At 62.1% G+C, this 15,468-nt stretch carries 13 protein-coding genes and 1 riboswitch; of the genes, 7 read left to right on the plus strand and 6 right to left on the minus strand.

What is annotated here, in order from left to right:
- Window positions 1-2: 2 nt before the first annotated feature.
- Together FQ668_RS24170 and FQ668_RS24175 are read right to left on the minus strand one after the other, a co-directional pair.
- A complete protein-coding gene (locus FQ668_RS24170) occupies window positions 3-389 on the minus strand; it encodes an MAPEG family protein (protein WP_010955544.1) in 387 nt (128 codons plus the stop codon).
- A gap of 28 nt (window positions 390-417) precedes the next feature.
- Window positions 418-1,251 carry an EamA family transporter gene (locus FQ668_RS24175; RefSeq protein WP_014592644.1) on the minus strand — a complete coding sequence of 278 codons (834 nt, stop codon included), beginning with the start codon at window positions 1,249-1,251 and terminating at the stop codon, window positions 418-420.
- Window positions 1,252-1,533: 282 nt separating this feature from the next.
- Between FQ668_RS24175 and FQ668_RS24180 the strand changes: the two genes are divergently transcribed.
- Window positions 1,534-2,769, plus strand: a complete 1,236-nt coding sequence (locus FQ668_RS24180; protein WP_014592645.1) for a sodium:proton antiporter — start codon at window positions 1,534-1,536, stop codon at window positions 2,767-2,769.
- A gap of 112 nt (window positions 2,770-2,881) precedes the next feature.
- Here the strand turns inward: FQ668_RS24180 and FQ668_RS24185 are convergent, their stop codons facing one another.
- Window positions 2,882-3,283 carry an acyl-CoA thioesterase gene (locus FQ668_RS24185; RefSeq protein WP_003249362.1) on the minus strand — a complete coding sequence of 134 codons (402 nt, stop codon included), beginning with the start codon at window positions 3,281-3,283 and terminating at the stop codon, window positions 2,882-2,884.
- A 178-nt stretch (window positions 3,284-3,461) separates the two neighbouring features.
- Window positions 3,462-3,558: riboswitch (S-adenosyl-L-homocysteine riboswitch) on the plus strand.
- Between the two features lie 20 nt (window positions 3,559-3,578).
- Between FQ668_RS24185 and ahcY the strand changes: the two genes are divergently transcribed.
- The 5 genes from ahcY (at window position 3,579) to FQ668_RS24215 (ending at window position 10,215) form a co-directional block, all read left to right on the plus strand.
- The gene (ahcY, locus tag FQ668_RS24190; RefSeq protein WP_014592646.1) at window positions 3,579-4,988 is read left to right on the plus strand and encodes an adenosylhomocysteinase; all 1,410 of its coding nucleotides are present in this window, start codon (window positions 3,579-3,581) and stop codon (window positions 4,986-4,988) included.
- A 154-nt stretch (window positions 4,989-5,142) separates the two neighbouring features.
- A complete protein-coding gene (gene metF / locus FQ668_RS24195) occupies window positions 5,143-5,988 on the plus strand; it encodes a methylenetetrahydrofolate reductase [NAD(P)H] (protein WP_014592647.1) in 846 nt (281 codons plus the stop codon).
- A gap of 93 nt (window positions 5,989-6,081) precedes the next feature.
- Entirely contained in the window at window positions 6,082-7,158 is a 1,077-nt protein-coding gene (locus tag FQ668_RS24200) for a hypothetical protein (protein ID WP_019436744.1), read from the plus strand.
- A gap of 169 nt (window positions 7,159-7,327) precedes the next feature.
- Complete coding sequence (locus tag FQ668_RS24210) at window positions 7,328-8,116, plus strand: ABC transporter substrate-binding protein (protein ID WP_019436739.1); 789 nt, start codon at window positions 7,328-7,330, stop codon at window positions 8,114-8,116.
- Between the two features lie 218 nt (window positions 8,117-8,334).
- The gene (locus FQ668_RS24215; RefSeq protein ID WP_144180705.1) at window positions 8,335-10,215 is read left to right on the plus strand and encodes a DEAD/DEAH box helicase; all 1,881 of its coding nucleotides are present in this window, start codon (window positions 8,335-8,337) and stop codon (window positions 10,213-10,215) included.
- Between the two features lie 140 nt (window positions 10,216-10,355).
- Here the strand turns inward: FQ668_RS24215 and FQ668_RS24220 are convergent, their stop codons facing one another.
- The 3 genes from FQ668_RS24220 to FQ668_RS24230 all read right to left on the minus strand — a co-directional run bounded on the left by FQ668_RS24220 (window position 10,356) and on the right by FQ668_RS24230 (window position 13,572).
- Window positions 10,356-10,934, minus strand: a complete 579-nt coding sequence (locus FQ668_RS24220; protein ID WP_003249350.1) for a YceI family protein — start codon at window positions 10,932-10,934, stop codon at window positions 10,356-10,358.
- A gap of 32 nt (window positions 10,935-10,966) precedes the next feature.
- The gene (locus tag FQ668_RS24225; protein ID WP_014592651.1) at window positions 10,967-11,518 is read right to left on the minus strand and encodes a cytochrome b; all 552 of its coding nucleotides are present in this window, start codon (window positions 11,516-11,518) and stop codon (window positions 10,967-10,969) included.
- Between the two features lie 194 nt (window positions 11,519-11,712).
- On the minus strand, window positions 11,713-13,572 hold the full coding sequence (locus FQ668_RS24230; protein WP_014592652.1) for a flavin monoamine oxidase family protein: 1,860 nt from the start codon (window positions 13,570-13,572) through the stop codon (window positions 11,713-11,715).
- Between the two features lie 372 nt (window positions 13,573-13,944).
- Here FQ668_RS24230 and FQ668_RS24235 point away from each other — a divergent pair, with 372 nt between their 5' ends.
- Window positions 13,945-15,351 carry an adenosylmethionine--8-amino-7-oxononanoate transaminase gene (locus tag FQ668_RS24235; RefSeq protein WP_014592653.1) on the plus strand — a complete coding sequence of 469 codons (1,407 nt, stop codon included), beginning with the start codon at window positions 13,945-13,947 and terminating at the stop codon, window positions 15,349-15,351.
- The last annotated feature ends 117 nt before the right edge of the window (window positions 15,352-15,468 follow it).

Genomic DNA, 15,468 nt, shown 5'->3' on the forward strand with positions numbered 1-15,468 from the left:
TTTCAGATGGAAACCACGAAGAACGACACGATCAGTGCCAGGCTGGCAAACCACACCAGCGACCGCAAGGCAGCCCAGTCGGCCAGGTAGCAGATGATGTAAAGCAAGCGGCTGGTGATATACATCACCCCCAGCACATCCTGGGTCACCTGCTCGGCATTGCCGACGATATCCGCCACAAGCACCGCCGCAGCAAATGCCGGAAACGCTTCGTAGCCATTCTGCTGCGCAGCATGAGCACGCCGCGGCAGGCCCGACAAGGTATCGAGGAAGGCTCGCGGATCGTGATTGTCCTTGAGGCCGAAGCGGCCACTGCTCGCCTTGGCGATCAAGGCACAAAGCGGGTTCAACAGCAGCGCAATCAGGATGCACCACAGGGCAACAGTCATGGACAGGACTCCTTGTTCAGTCTTCAGGTCAAAGCTTCATTACCAGCATGCCGGCCAACACCAGCCCGCAAGCTAGGAGTCTCGGCCCGCCAAAAGGTTCTTTGAGGTAGCGCATACCCAGCACCACCACCAGGATCACGCTCAACTCCCGCAGTGCCGCCGCTTCGGCCACAGACCCCAGGTGCATGGCCCACAGCACCAAGGCATAGCTGAACAATACGCAGAACCCTACCGCCAACCCAAGGCGCCACTGGCTTCGCCAGAACAGTACGAATGGCGCCCGCCGCGCTACGCCCGCCAACAACGGGAATTGCCAGGCGCTGAGCAGGGTCAGCCAGACCAGGTAATCCCACGGCTTGCCCCACAGGCGCACGGCCTGGCCGTCGAACCAGGTGTAGCAACCAATGCACAGGCCAATCAAGGCAACTACCGGCAGCATCGACCATGGCAACCGGTCACCGCCGCCGCCCTGCCACAACAGGCAGGCCATGCCACAGGGGATCATCAGGATACCGATGATCTGCTGCTGGCTCAGCGATTCCCCGGCAAAGGCCAGGGTCAGCCCCAGCACCACCAGCGGTGACAGCCCGCGCATCAGAGGATAGACCAGCCCCAGATCGCCCACGCGGTAGGCCTGGATCAGCAGATAACGGTACAACTGCTCAGCCAGTGCCGAAGCTACCAACCAGGGCCAGATTTCAGCAGGCGGAATATCCACGAAGGGCACCGCCAGCACCGCGAAGGCCAGCGCTACCGTGTCCATGCTGGCAATGACCAGCAAGCGCTCGCCACTGAATTTGATCAGGGTATTCCAGGTTGCATGCAGCAGGGCGGCAACCAGCACCAGAGATGTTGCCAACACGCCTTCTTGTCCTTATGGCTTTTCATGGCTGTGAATATATAGCGTTCAGGGGGGCTTTGTGGGAGCGGGCATGCCCGCGAAGAATGCAACTCGGTGTATGGCACCGGCTTTGCCGGTGTTCGCGGGCACGCCCGCTCCCACAGGGTAACCAGTGCAGACTGTCACGGGAACGATTTGGACTAATTCGGTCAAACCCTGTGCCCCGAACCCCGTGCCAGGTCATCAAAGAACTGCCCGAGCCACTCGGGTAACGACTTGGAAGCCACTGTTACAGGATTCGGGATGCTTGAATTAGTTGCCGCGTTTATCTGCCTCACCACACTTCTGACCTATGTGAACTACCGTTTCATCGGCCTGCCCCCCGCCATCGGCGTGATGGTCACGGCGCTGCTGTTTTCCCTGATATTGCAAGGCCTGAGCCTTATCGGCTTCCCTGGCCTGGAAGAGCGCGTCGAAGGGCTGATGAACCAGATCGACTTCAACGATCTGCTCATGCACTGGATGCTGGCGTTTCTGTTGTTTGCCGGCGCTCTGCACGTCAACCTCAGCGACCTGCGCAGCTACCGCTGGCCGATCGGCCTGCTGGCCACCTTGGGCGTGCTGATTGCCACAATGGTCATCGGCTACCTGGCGCATTGGGTGTTTGCCCTGTTCGGCTGGCAGGTCCCCCTGATCTACTGCCTGCTGTTCGGTGCACTGATCTCACCGACCGACCCGATTGCCGTGCTTGGCGCGCTGCGTACTGCCAATGCGTCCAAACCGCTTAAAACCACCATCGTCGGCGAGTCACTGTTCAACGACGGCACGGCAGTTGTGGTATTCACCGTGTTGCTGGGCATCATCCAGTTGGGTGAAACACCGAGCATGACCGACACGGCGATCCTGTTCGCCCGCGAGGCCATTGGCGGTGTGGTGTTCGGTGGCCTGATCGGCTACGCCACCTACCGCATGATCAAGAGCGTCGAGCAGTACCAGGTGGAAGTCATGCTGACCCTGGCGCTGGTAATCGGTGGTTCGGCGATGTGCTACGAGCTGCATGTGTCGGCACCGATCGCCATGGTGGTGGCAGGCCTGATCATCGGCAACCTGGGGCGCAACCTGGCGATGAATGACATGACCCGCCGTTACATGGACGGTTTCTGGGAGCTGATCGACGACATGCTCAATGCGCTGCTGTTCGCATTGATCGGCCTGGAGCTGTTGCTGCTGCCGTTCAACTGGATGCACCTGGCGGCCGGCGGCGTGCTGGCGCTGGCAGTGCTGCTGTCGCGCCTGCTGACGGTGGCCCCGGCGATCGTGCTGCTGCGGCGCTGGCGCCCGGTGCCCAAAGGCACGGTGCGGGTGCTGACCTGGGGTGGCCTGCGCGGTGGCGTGTCGGTGGCACTTGCGCTGTCGCTACCCCTGGGCGATGAACGGGACCTGCTGCTGTCGATCACCTACATCGTGGTGTTGTCGTCGATTCTGGTGCAGGGGTTGAGCATTGGGCGGGTGGTGCGCAAGGTCAGCGCCCAGCCTTGAGAATGCCGGGGCCGCTTTGCGGCCCATTCGCGGGTAAACCCGCTCCTACAGGTTCGCGTCCCGCTGTAGGGGCGGGTTCACCCGCGAAGAGGCCGACACTGGCAACCAGGGCCTATTCGACTGCCGAATCCGGGAACTGGTCCTGCACGTACTTGATCTCGGTGCGCCCATGGGCTGCCGGCAAGCCATCCTCACCCAGGTTGACGAACACCATCTTGTCGACAGTCAGAATGCTCTTGCGGGTGATCTTGTTACGCACTTCGCACTTGAGGGTGATCGAGGTGCGGCCGAACGCGGTAGCGGTGATGCCCAGCTCGATGATGTCACCCTGACGCGAAGCACTGACGAAGTTGATTTCCGACATGTACTTGGTCACCACACGCTGGTTGCCCAACTGGACGATGGCGTAGATCGCCGCCTCTTCATCGATCCAGCGCAACAGGCTGCCACCGAACAGGGTGCCATTGGGGTTGAGGTCTTCGGGTTTAACCCACTTGCGGGTGTGAAAGTTCATCTGTACTCCTGACCTGCTTGGCTAACGTGTAGCAATGATGGCAGAGCGGCTGCCTTCGCTCCATTGAACATCGACTATCGTCGCGATTAATCGACGGAAAACCTTGGGCAAGCCGGCGGGGGCAGCTATAATCTGCGCCGTTTTACATGGTTGCCCACAGCGGTGCCATGCCCGCCACCTGTCCGAGGGGCGCTGCAGCAGGCTAGGCCTGTCAGGCTCGGATGGGGCGTTGCTCGCTCCCGCGAGCGCTTAACGCACAACGGCGCCCATTCGCACATTACGAATGGAGGCTCTCATGAGCGCTGCAAACATGCCTGCTGGTTTTACCGATTACAAAGTCGCCGACATCTCCCTGGCCGCCTGGGGCCGTCGCGAAACCATCATTGCCGAATCGGAAATGCCTGCGCTGATGGGCCTGCGTCGCAAGTACCTGGCCGAGCAACCGCTCAAGGGTGCGAAGATCCTGGGCTGCATCCACATGACCATCCAGACCGCCGTGCTGATCGAAACCCTGGTTGCCCTGGGTGCCGAAGTGCGCTGGTCGTCCTGCAACATTTTCTCGACTCAAGACCAGGCCGCCGCTTCGATCGCCGCCGCCGGTATCCCGGTGTTCGCCTGGAAAGGTGAAACCGAAGAAGAGTACGAGTGGTGCCTGGAGCAGACCATCCTGAAAGATGGCCAGCCATGGGACGCCAACATGATCCTCGACGACGGTGGTGACCTGACCGAACTGCTGCACAAGAAGTACCCGCAGGTACTGGACCGCGTGCACGGCGTGACCGAAGAGACCACCACCGGCGTACACCGCCTGCTGGACATGCTGGCCAAGGGCGAGCTGAAAGTCCCGGCGATCAACGTCAACGACTCGGTCACCAAGAGCAAGAACGACAACAAGTACGGCTGCCGTCACAGCCTGAACGATGCCATCAAGCGTGGTACCGACCACCTGCTGTCGGGCAAGCAGGCCCTGGTGATCGGCTACGGTGACGTGGGCAAGGGCTCGGCCCAGTCCCTGCGTCAGGAAGGCATGATCGTCAAAGTTTCCGAAGTTGACCCAATCTGCGCCATGCAGGCCTGCATGGACGGCTTCGAGCTGGTCTCGCCGTTCATCGACGGTATCAACGACGGCACCGAAGCCAGCATCGACAAGGCCCTGCTGGGCAAGATCGACCTGATCGTGACCACCACCGGTAACGTCAACGTCTGCGACGCCAACATGCTCAAGGCCCTGAAAAAGCGTGCCGTAGTCTGCAACATCGGCCACTTCGACAACGAGATCGACACCGCCTTCATGCGCAAGAACTGGGCCTGGGAAGAGGTCAAGCCGCAGGTTCACAAGATCCACCGTACCGGCGCTGGCAGCTTCGACCCGCAGAACGACGACTACCTGATCCTGCTGGCCGAAGGCCGCCTGGTCAACCTGGGCAACGCCACTGGCCACCCAAGCCGCATCATGGACGGCTCGTTCGCCAACCAGGTTCTGGCACAGATCTTCCTGTTCGAGCAGAAGTTCGCTGACCTGCCGGCCGAAAAGAAAGCCGAGCGCCTGACCGTTGAAGTGCTGCCGAAGAAACTCGACGAAGAAGTGGCCCTGGAAATGGTCCGCGGCTTCGGCGGCGTGGTCACCCAGCTGACCAAGCAGCAAGCCGACTACATCGGCGTGACCGTCGAAGGCCCGTTCAAGCCGCACGCCTACCGCTACTAAGCGGCAAGCTTGAAGCTGCAAGCGGCGACGTGCCGTTGCCACTTGCAGCTCCGGAAACACAGATCTTGAACGACGCCCAAGCCAGACCGGCCATCACCGATCTGGCTTTTACTTGCAGCTTGCCGCCAGACGCTTGTTGCCAGAGGAACGCCTGATGTCACAAGAACGCCGCTACAGTTTCGAGTTCTTCCCGACCAAGACCGATGCCGGTCACGAAAAGCTGATGGGCGTCGCCCGCCAGCTGGCCACCTATAACCCGGACTTCTTCTCCTGCACCTACGGTGCCGGTGGCTCGACCCGCGACCGCACGCTCAATACCGTGCTGCAGCTGGAAAGCGAAGTGAAGATACCTGCCGCGCCGCACCTGTCGTGCGTGGGCGACACCAAGGCCGAATTGCGCTCCCTGCTGGCCGAGTACAAGGCCGCCGGCATCAAACGCATTGTCGCTTTGCGTGGTGACCTGCCGTCGGGCATGGGCATGGCCAGTGGTGAACTGCGCTATGCCAGTGACCTGGTCGAGTTCATCCGCCAGGAAACCGCTGATCACTTCCACCTGGAAGTGGCTGCCTACCCGGAAATGCACCCGCAGGCGCGCAACTTCGAGGCGGATCTGGCCAACTTTGTGCACAAGGTCAAGGCCGGTGCCGACAGCGCCATCACCCAGTACTTCTTCAACGCCGACAGCTACTTCTACTTCGTCGAGCGTGCACAGAAGCTGGGCGTAGACATTCCGGTGGTACCGGGCATCATGCCGATCACCAACTACAGCAAGCTGGCCCGCTTCTCCGATGCCTGTGGCGCCGAGATCCCGCGCTGGATCCGCAAGCAGCTGGAAGCCTATGCCGACGACACTGCCAGCATCCAGGCCTTCGGCGAAGAAGTGATTACCCACATGTGCGAACAGCTGTTGCAAGGCGGCGCGCCGGGGCTCCACTTCTATACCTTGAACCAGGCCGAACCGAGCCTGGCGATCTGGAACAACCTGAAGCTGCCGCGCTGAAATCTTTTGGCAAAGTCTGCTTAAGAAATGATTAAGGCTTTGGTCATAGACTAAAGCCTTATTCATTTTCGGGTTAAACAGGTCTTGCCTGCCATGCAGCACACCCAACCTTCGCGCCCACAGCTTGTATACCTGGCTTTTGGCCCGGCAACCTACCATCAGGAAGCCTGCTTCAGCATCGTCAGCGCCCTCGCCCAGCTAGGCAGCGCAGCCGGCGAGGCCATGGACATCCAGGTCTACACCGACAATGCGCAGCCCTACGCCAGGCTGCCCGTCACCGTCCACCTGCTGGACGAGGCCACGCGCCAGGCATGGAATGCCCCGCACGGTTATCACTTTCGCAGCAAGCATGTGCTGTTGCGCCAGGTACTGCAGCAACACCCGCTTGCAGTGCTGATCGACACCGACACCTTCTTCCGCACTTCGCCGTTGCATCTGTTCGCCCGTGTGGCGCCCAACCGCCTGCTGTGCAACGCCATCGGCACGCGCTACGGCGCTGACCAGAAGTGCCTGTTGTACAAGAACCTGCTGGCCATTCTCGAGTCCCGGGGACTGGCCGACTGCCAGATGCCACTCGTCAATTCCGGCGTTATCGGCCTCACTGCCGAGAACTCCGACACCCTGGACCGCTCCATCGCCATGATGGACGAATTCTACCCCTTGGCTCGAGAGGCCTATACCCTTGAGGAGTTCTGCCTGGCAGTAGCGGCCTACCGCAACCTGGAGCTGGCCGAGTGTACCGATGTCATCCATCACTACTGGAGCCGGAAGGCGCAGTTCCGCGCCAAGATCCAGGCCTGGCTGCGCAAGCATGACCACGACCCACTCAGCCCCTCGGCCCTGGCCGACGTTGCGCGGGTCAACGACCAACTGCCGCGGCCACCCACCCTGCACCGCCTGGGTTACAAGGCGTTGAGCCTGACCCTGCCCAGCCACGAGCGCCAGTTCGCCCGCGAATTGCTCTATGGCTGCTACCCCTACCCCAATGAGTTCGATCGCGCCTGTGCGTCCGCCTGGTGGGACAAGGCCCTGGAAAACCTCAATGACCGCTACGGCCACGTGGAGCCCGAGCGGCTGCGTCAGTGCCTGCGCCATCCGGGGCTACGGCTATCGCTGGGCGAGCGGCGCAAGGATATCGAGGCGCATCTGCTGCGAACCACTCAAGCCTGATGTGCCCGCAAAACTCATTGCCTTGCGCGGTCTTGTGGGAGCGGGCGTGCCCGCGAAGAGAGCAACCCGATCGTTGGCACCGGCTTCGCCGGTGTTCGCGGGCACGCCCGCTCCCACATCGATCGTGCATGCCTTTACCGTACACCGGCCGAGCGCGTAATCTCCGGCCATGCCACATATCGCCCGTCTATTCTGGATCCTCCTGCTCGTTTGCCTGAGCCCGTTGGCTCTGGGCGAACGCTTGCGCCTGGTAACCGACGACTGGGCACCTTATGTGTTTCAGCACAACGGCCAACCGCGCGGCATCGACTACGAAGTCGCCAGCCAGGTCTTCGCACGCCTCGGCGTCGAGGTGGAGTGGCAATTCCTGCCTTGGAAGCGCTGCTTGGCGATGGCTGAGCAGGGCCTGGCCGATGGCATTCTCGACATCTTCCAGACGGATGCGCGCCAACCCTACATGGTGTACGGCTCCGAACCCATGTCGGAGGTCGAATTCGTCCTGTTCCAAAGCCGCACGCGCCGCCATGCCGTCACCCACCTGGACGACCTCGCCGGCCTCACCGTCGGCACATCGCCAGGCTACACCTACGGTAAAGAGTTCACCGAGGCCCCGCACTTCAAGCGCGAAGCCGCACCCACCCACGAAGCCAACTTCGGCAAGCTGGTGCTGGGCCGTATCGACCTGACGATCACCGACCGCAGGGTCGGGCATTACCTGCTCCGCCAGCTCGGCCTGCAACAGCAAGTCGAAGAACTGCCGCTGGTAGTCAGCCGCCAGGCGCAGTATTTGGGCCTGGTGCGCAAGCCTGGACGCGAGGCACTGGCCGTGGCCTTTGCTGAAGAGCTGCAGCGGTTCAAGCAGGAACCGGCCTATGCAGCGATCAGCAACCGCTATACAAGCGACACTGGAAACATTCTCAACGCCGTTGAGCAGCAGGAAAGCAGCACAGCGCGATAGCTCTGTTATACTCGGGCCTTCCCGCCCGGCTCACGCCCGGACGCTCGGCCTCGCAACAGGCATCCCGATCGGTACCGACGCCCCTTCGCGTCCAGCCTCCGTTTCCCGGATGTGCAGTGAAAGCCCAGCTGGACCGGACGCGATCGCATTTCACCGATGCCCGTCGCGCCAGGCAGAACATCCCAACGGGCCCAGCCCACACGAGAACAGGATCGCCCATGTCCTTTGCTTCCCTCGGTCTCTCCGAGGCTCTTGTCCGCGCTATCGAGGCTGCGGGCTACACCCAGCCGACCCCCGTGCAACAGCGGGCTATTCCCGCCGTGTTGCAAGGCCGCGACCTGATGGTTGCCGCACAGACAGGTACGGGTAAAACCGGCGGCTTCGCCCTGCCGATTCTCGAGCGCCTGTTCCCGGCCGGCCATCCCGACAAATCGCAGCGCCACGGCCCACGCCAGCCTCGCGTGCTGGTCATGACACCGACCCGCGAACTGGCAGCCCAGGTGCATGACAGTTTCAAGGTCTATGCCCGTGACCTGCCACTGGTCAGCGCCTGCATCTTCGGCGGCGTTGGCATGAACCCGCAGATCCAGGCCATTGCCAAAGGCGTTGATGTGCTGGTCGCCTGCCCAGGCCGCCTGCTCGACCTGGCCGGTCAAGGCAAGGTCGACCTGGCCCACGTGGAAATCCTTGTACTTGATGAAGCCGATCGCATGCTCGACATGGGCTTCATCCACGACGTCAAGAAGGTCCTCGCCCGCCTGCCGGCCAAGCGCCAGAACCTGCTCTTCTCGGCCACCTTCTCCAAGGACATCACCGACCTCGCCGACAAGCTCCTGCACAACCCGGAACGTATCGAGGTCACCCCGCCGAACACCACCGTCGAGCGTATCGAGCAGCGGGTGTATCGCCTGCCTGCCAGCCACAAGCGTGCCTTGCTGGCGCACTTGATCACCCTGGGCGCCTGGGAACAGGTGTTGGTGTTCACCCGAACCAAGCATGGCGCCAACCGCCTGGCCGAGTACCTGGAAAAGCAAGGCCTCACCGCCGCCGCGATCCACGGCAACAAGAGCCAGAACGCCCGCACCAAGGCTTTGGCCGACTTCAAGGCCAACAGCGTGCGCGTACTGGTCGCCACCGACATCGCTGCCCGCGGCCTGGACATCGACCAGTTGCCCCACGTTGTCAACTTCGAGCTGCCGAATGTCGAGGAGGACTACGTCCACCGCATTGGCCGTACCGGCCGTGCCGGTCGTTCGGGCGAAGCAATTTCCCTGGTCGCGCCAGATGAAGAGAAGCTGCTCAAGAGCATCGAGCGGGTGACCAAGCAGCGCATCGCGGATGGCGACCTGATGGGCTTCGACGCCAGCCAGGTAGAAGCCGAGAAGCCCGAAGCACGCGAGCGCCCGCAGAACAACGGCCGCGGCGGCCGCAACCAGCAAGCCCGTGGCGAAGGTGGTAAAGACAGCAACGGCGGCCGCAAGGACAAAGGCAAGGACAAAGGCAAAGCCAGGCAGCAAGCTGCGGCCAAGCCGGACGACAAGGAAAAGAGCGGCGACAAGCAGCAACCGCGCAAGCCGCGTGACAAGAAGCCACGCCCGCAGCAAGCCAGCAGTAACAGCGTTCCGAAGCCGCCGGCAGACCGCGACCCGGAAGAATTCCTGGACGACGAGCTCGATAACTTCGGTAACCGCGCCGACTATGTCAGCCCGTACCAAGGCAAGAACCAGGGCCGCAACCGCCGCCCGGGTGGTGCTGGCCAAGGTCAGGGGCAAGGCAATGGCCAACGCAGCAACGCTGGCGGCCAGGGCCAAGCCCGCAATGGCGGCCAGCCACGCAGTGGTGCCGGAGAAAAACGCCCGCCCCGCGCCAACAACGGTGGCGGTGCCCGTCGTGATGGCGGCGGTGGCCGTGGTCGCCCTGCGCGTGACGATGCTGCCCGGCAAGAGCCGGCCGTGCGCAACACGCGTCAGCCGGAAAAACAGCCAGTGATCATTCGCAAGGAGTCCAAACTGGACCGCTTCCCGACGCCTGAGCAACTGGATGACCTGCCAAGCCGCCCACGCGGTGAGCGCCCGGCGCTGCTGACCCGCAAGGGCTGATAGAAATACCGAGGGGGCTGCTTCGCGGCCCTATCACGACACAAGGCCGCGCCTGCAGAGAATTTCTTGATCTCTGCAGGCGCGGCCTTGTGTCGTGATAGGGCCGCAAAGCGGCCCCCTCGGTCTTCAGCTAGCAGAAATTACTTCTGCTTCACACCTTCGACACTGATATCCAGGTCCAGGGTCTGCGAAGTAGCGCCTGGGCCTTTGATGCCGAAGTCGTTCAGGTTCAACGTCGTGGTGGCGTTGAAGCCTGCGCGCTCACCACCCCATGGGTCCTTGCCTTCACCGTTGAAGGTAGCCTTGAACGTCACCGGTTTGGTGACACCGTGCATGGTCAGGTCGCCAGTCACATCAGCCGTCTTGTCGCCAGTCGACTTGACGCTGGTGGAGACGAATTTGGCGTCCGGGTACTTCTTCACGTCCAGGAAGTCGGCGCTGGCGATGTGCTTGTCACGCTCGGCGTGGTTCGACCACAGGCTGGCAGTTTTCAAGTCGACACTGATCTTGCTGGCTTCAGGCTTGGCACTGTCCCAGCTGAAGTTGCCGTCGAAATCCTTGAAAGTACCGTGGATGAAGCTGTAGCCCAGGTGGCTGATTTTCCAGTCAACGAACGCGTGCTGGCCTTCCTTGTCGATCTTGTACTCGGCAGCCATGGCCTGGCCAGCAGAGAGCAGAGCGGTACCGAGCGCCAGAGCGGCAAAAGTCTTTTTCAACATCCTGTTCCTTCCTGTGTAATTGAGGTTGAGAGTCAAGCTTTGCGGCCCAGCATGCGAGTCAGGGTCGCGTCACGGTCGATGAAATGATGCTTGAGCGCGGCAAGGGCATGCAGCACGGCAAAAATCACCAGCCCCCAAGCCAGCCACAAATGAACCACACCCGCCACATCTGCCTGGTCAGGCAGGTCGCTGATCAGTGCCGGCACTTCGAACAGGCCGAACACCGGAATGCCGACGCCGTCGGCGGTGGAAATCAGGTAACCGGCAACCATCACCGCAAACAGCCCAAGGTACAGGGCCAGGTGGCCCAACTTGGCCGCCAGGCGTGTGACCGCACCATGGTTGGTTGGTGCCGATGGTGGCGGGCTGATGAAACGCCAGACTAGCCGCAGCAGCATCACCGCCAGCAGCACCAGGCCGATGCTCTTGTGCAGGTCCGGGCCAGCTTTGCGCCAAGGGCTATAGTAGTCGAGGCCGACCATCCACAAGCCCAGGCCAAACAGGCCGAAAACTGCCAGCGCCACGCCCCAATGCAGGATGATGCTGACCACGCCGTAGCGAGAAGGTGAATTGCGCAGTTGCATGTTGCGTGTTTCCCCGTGAAAGCTATGCACAGACTAACGCGTAACGTATCGAAGAAAAGCGGAAAAAATTGCTTTGGATTATCGAGGAATCCGATATTTATTCTCTTAGCTGACCATTAAGAAAACATTAACGATAGTAGGAGAGTTGGCAGTGCCGGCCCCTAGGCTGCGATCAGGCCGGCACTGTTGATCAATCAGCCCGCCTTGGCCTGGGTAGTGGTTACAGCCTTCTTCGCTGGGTCGGTCTTGGCTGTCGCCTTCTTCGTCTCGGCAGGCTTGTGGGCTGGCTTGTGCGCGGGCGCATGCTTGGCGGGAGCGGCTTTGGTTGCCGCAGGCTTGGCCGCCGTTTCCTTGGCCACAGGCGCAGGCGCTGCAGGAGCCGGAGCTGCCTGTGGAGCGGGCGCAGGTGCAGACGCCACTTCCTCAGCCTTGGCTATTGGCTCAGCCTTCGCCTCTGGCGTTTGCGCCCCGCCGAACAGGCGCTTGAAGAAGCCTGGCTTGTCCTGCTTGGCCTCTTCGGCCTGCTTAGGCTCAGCTTTGGCCGGCGCTTTGTCAGCTTTGTCGCCCTTGTCGGACGAACCGCCGAACATATTGGAGAAGAACCCGCCCTTGCTCTCCTTGGCGGCCACCGCACCTGCCGCCGCCGCAACCGGCAGCGCCTTGGCCGGGTCGAACGACTTGCCGGCCAACAGGTCCTGTGCCTGGCTGGCCGCACGCTGGCCACTGCGCAGGGCGCCTTCCAGGGTGCCCGGGTACAGGGCATCCGTGTGCTCACCGGCGAAGATCATGCGCTGCACCGGACGTTCCCACAGGCGCCAGTATTTACTGATCTGCCCTGGGCCGTAGGCCAGGTAGGCACCACCCATGCCAGCGTCCGCGCTGTATCGCTTGACCTCATAACCGGTGAAAGCACCACGGGCCTGGGGGTAGAACGCATGCAGACGGATCAGCACCTGGTCGACCATCTGCTTTTCACCAAAGGCCTGCAGCAGGCGAGCGTTATCGCCGGACAGGTTGATCACCACGTTGGCCCCCCCCTTGAGCGCCGGCTCGACCCACAGCATGCCGAGGCCGGCGTTACTGTAGATTTCGCCCGACATGCGTGCACGGCTTTCCCAAACGGGTTTCTTGAACTTGAGCATGATCTGGTCGCGCCAACCATAGTTGGTACCCTTGAGCGCCGCCAGGTGCTGGCTGTCCAGGCCAGGGGTCATCTGAATCTTGGCCAGTGCGCGCAGGGGCACGGCCATGACCAGATAATCCGCCTTGTAGCCGAGGCTGCCGACTTTTACCGTGACACCATCCTTGTCCTGGACAATGGCGGTAACCGGAGAGTTGGTCTTGATGGTTTTCAGCTGCTTGACGAAAGCCTGGGCCAGCACCGGGCTGCCACCGGGCAGGCGCGCAGCGCGCAGGTCGCGGTCGCTGACGCCGCGGTAGACGCGGTTCTGCTGGGCGAAGTACAGCAGCGACAGGCGGGACGGTTCATCGTAGCGGGTGCGGATCTGCTGATTGATCAACTGACGGGCGGTGGCCGGCAGTTGCAGTTTGTCCAGCCAGGTGGAGACGTTGATCTGGTCAAGGGCGAACAGCGTGCTGGTTGCCTGCGGGTTCAGCGGGTCATCGATCGAACGGGCCAGGTCATCGAGGGTTTTCTCGTAACGCTTGAGCGCCTCGGCAGTGGCCGGTTGCTTGGTGGCCAGGTCGCTGGCGCTGAAGTACTCGCCGTCGATCAGGTAACCCGGGGTTCGCACGAACTCGGGCGCCGGCAGTGTTTCAAGCTTGAAACGGTCGAGGTACTGGTTGAGCACCGGCTGTGCCTTGGCGTTGCCGATCCACTCGCTGGTGGCCAGGCCCGAACGCCCGCCCATGCCCGCCTTGGCCTCCAGCAGGGTCACCTGCCAGCCTTTGTTCTGCAGCTCGTAGGCTGCCGTCAGGCCTGCCAGGCCACCCCCCACGACAATCGCCGTGGGCGTCTTGTCTTTTGCCAGCGCAGCGCCGCTGGACACACCAATCAATACCAACGCGCACAGGCGCACCCAAGCAGCAGCCATGTCGGCGAACTCCGAGTCAGAGGTTACAGAAACGGGGAGAGGCAGGAATGCCCCAGGAAGATGCGTTAAGAATACGTCAGGTCCGAGCACCCTGCCAGCGCAGTGACATCAAGTCCTTTTGGCAGCTCATATTTTTGTCGGTAGCTATGGCACACAGTAGCAGGGGACCTCTGCATGAGGCTGGTGACTTCGCACAGCCTCAGGCCTGAGCCTTCACTCCGGCAACACATCCTGCAGGGCTTTGCTCTGTGCATGGCAGCAGGCTCGAATGGACCGGCACCCACAGCCATTGAACGGCAGCGGTTGTCCTGCCCTGCGGCATTGCTTAGGCTTACGCGGTCGAACCACGCCGCAAAGCCAGGAGAAGTGCCCATGGGCCTCAATGATCAGTGGATGCAACGCGACCTCAAGGTCCTGTGGCACCCCTGTACCCAGATGAAAGACCACGAGCAGCTGCCGCTGATCCCGATCAAGCGCGGCGAAGGCGTGTGGCTGGAAGACTTCGAGGGCAAACGCTACCTGGATGCGGTAAGCAGCTGGTGGGTCAACGTGTTCGGCCATGCCAACCCGCGCATCAACCAGCGCATCAAGGACCAGGTCGACCAGCTCGAGCACGTGATCCTGGCCGGTTTCAGTCATCAGCCAGTGATCGAGCTGTCCGAACGCCTGGTCGCCATGACCCCGGCCGGTCTCGACCGTGTGTTCTATGCCGACAATGGCTCGTCGTGCATCGAAGTGGCGCTGAAGATGAGCTTCCACTACTGGCAGAACATCGGCAAACCGGACAAGAAGCGCTTCGTCACCCTGACCAACAGCTACCATGGCGAAACCATTGCCGCCATGTCGGTGGGTGATGTGCCGCTGTTCACCGAGACCTACAAGGCGCTGCTGCTCGACACCCTCAAGGTGCCAAGCCCTGACTGCTACCTGCGCCCCGAGGGCATGAGCTGGGAGGAGCACTCGCGCAATATGTTCCAGGCCATGGAGCAGACCCTGGCCGAACACCACGCCTCGATCAGCGCCGTGATCGTCGAGCCGCTGATCCAGGGTGCCGGTGGCATGCGCATGTACCACCCGGTGTACCTCAAGCTGTTGCGCGAGGCCTGCGACCGCTACGACGTGCACCTGATCCACGACGAGATCGCCGTAGGTTTCGGCCGCACCGGCACGATGTTCGCCTGCGAGCAAGCCGGCATCCGCCCGGATTTCCTGTGCCTGTCCAAGGCCCTGACCGGCGGCTACCTGCCGCTGGCCGCCTGCCTGACCACCGACAAGGTGTACCAGGCGTTCTATGATGATTACCCGACACTGCGTGCATTCCTGCACTCGCACAGCTACACCGGCAACCCGCTGGCGTGCGCTGCAGCGCTGGCGACCCTGGATATCTTCGAGCAGGACAACGTGATCGAGGCCAACAAGGCCCTGGCCACGCGCATGGCCACAGCCACTGCACACCTGGCCGATCATGCTCACGTTGCCGAAATACGCCAGACTGGCATGGCCCTGGCCATCGAAATGGTTCAAGACAAGGCAGGCAAGGTTGCCTACCCCTGGCAGGAGCGCCGGGGCCTGAAGGTGTTCGAGCACGCCCTGTCCCGCGGCGCCCTGTTGCGACCGCTGGGCAGCGTGGTGTATTTCCTGCCGCCGTACGTGATCACCCCCGAGCAGATCGACTTCCTTGCCGAAGTGGCCAGCGAAGGCATCGATATCGCCACCCGCGACAGCGTCAGTGTCGCAGTGCCGGCCAACTTCCACCCCGACTTCCGCGACCCGGGCTAGGCCCGGCAATTCGCCACACCACTTTTCCTGTGGGAGCGGGCGAGCCCGCGAACAAGGGCGAAGCCCTTGCCAGGCACCGCGGCGCCTGATTCGCGGGCACGCCCGCTCCCACAGGGG

This window comes from Pseudomonas sp. Kh14 (assembly GCF_900291005.1).
GTDB lineage: Bacteria > Pseudomonadota > Gammaproteobacteria > Pseudomonadales > Pseudomonadaceae > Aquipseudomonas > Aquipseudomonas alloputida.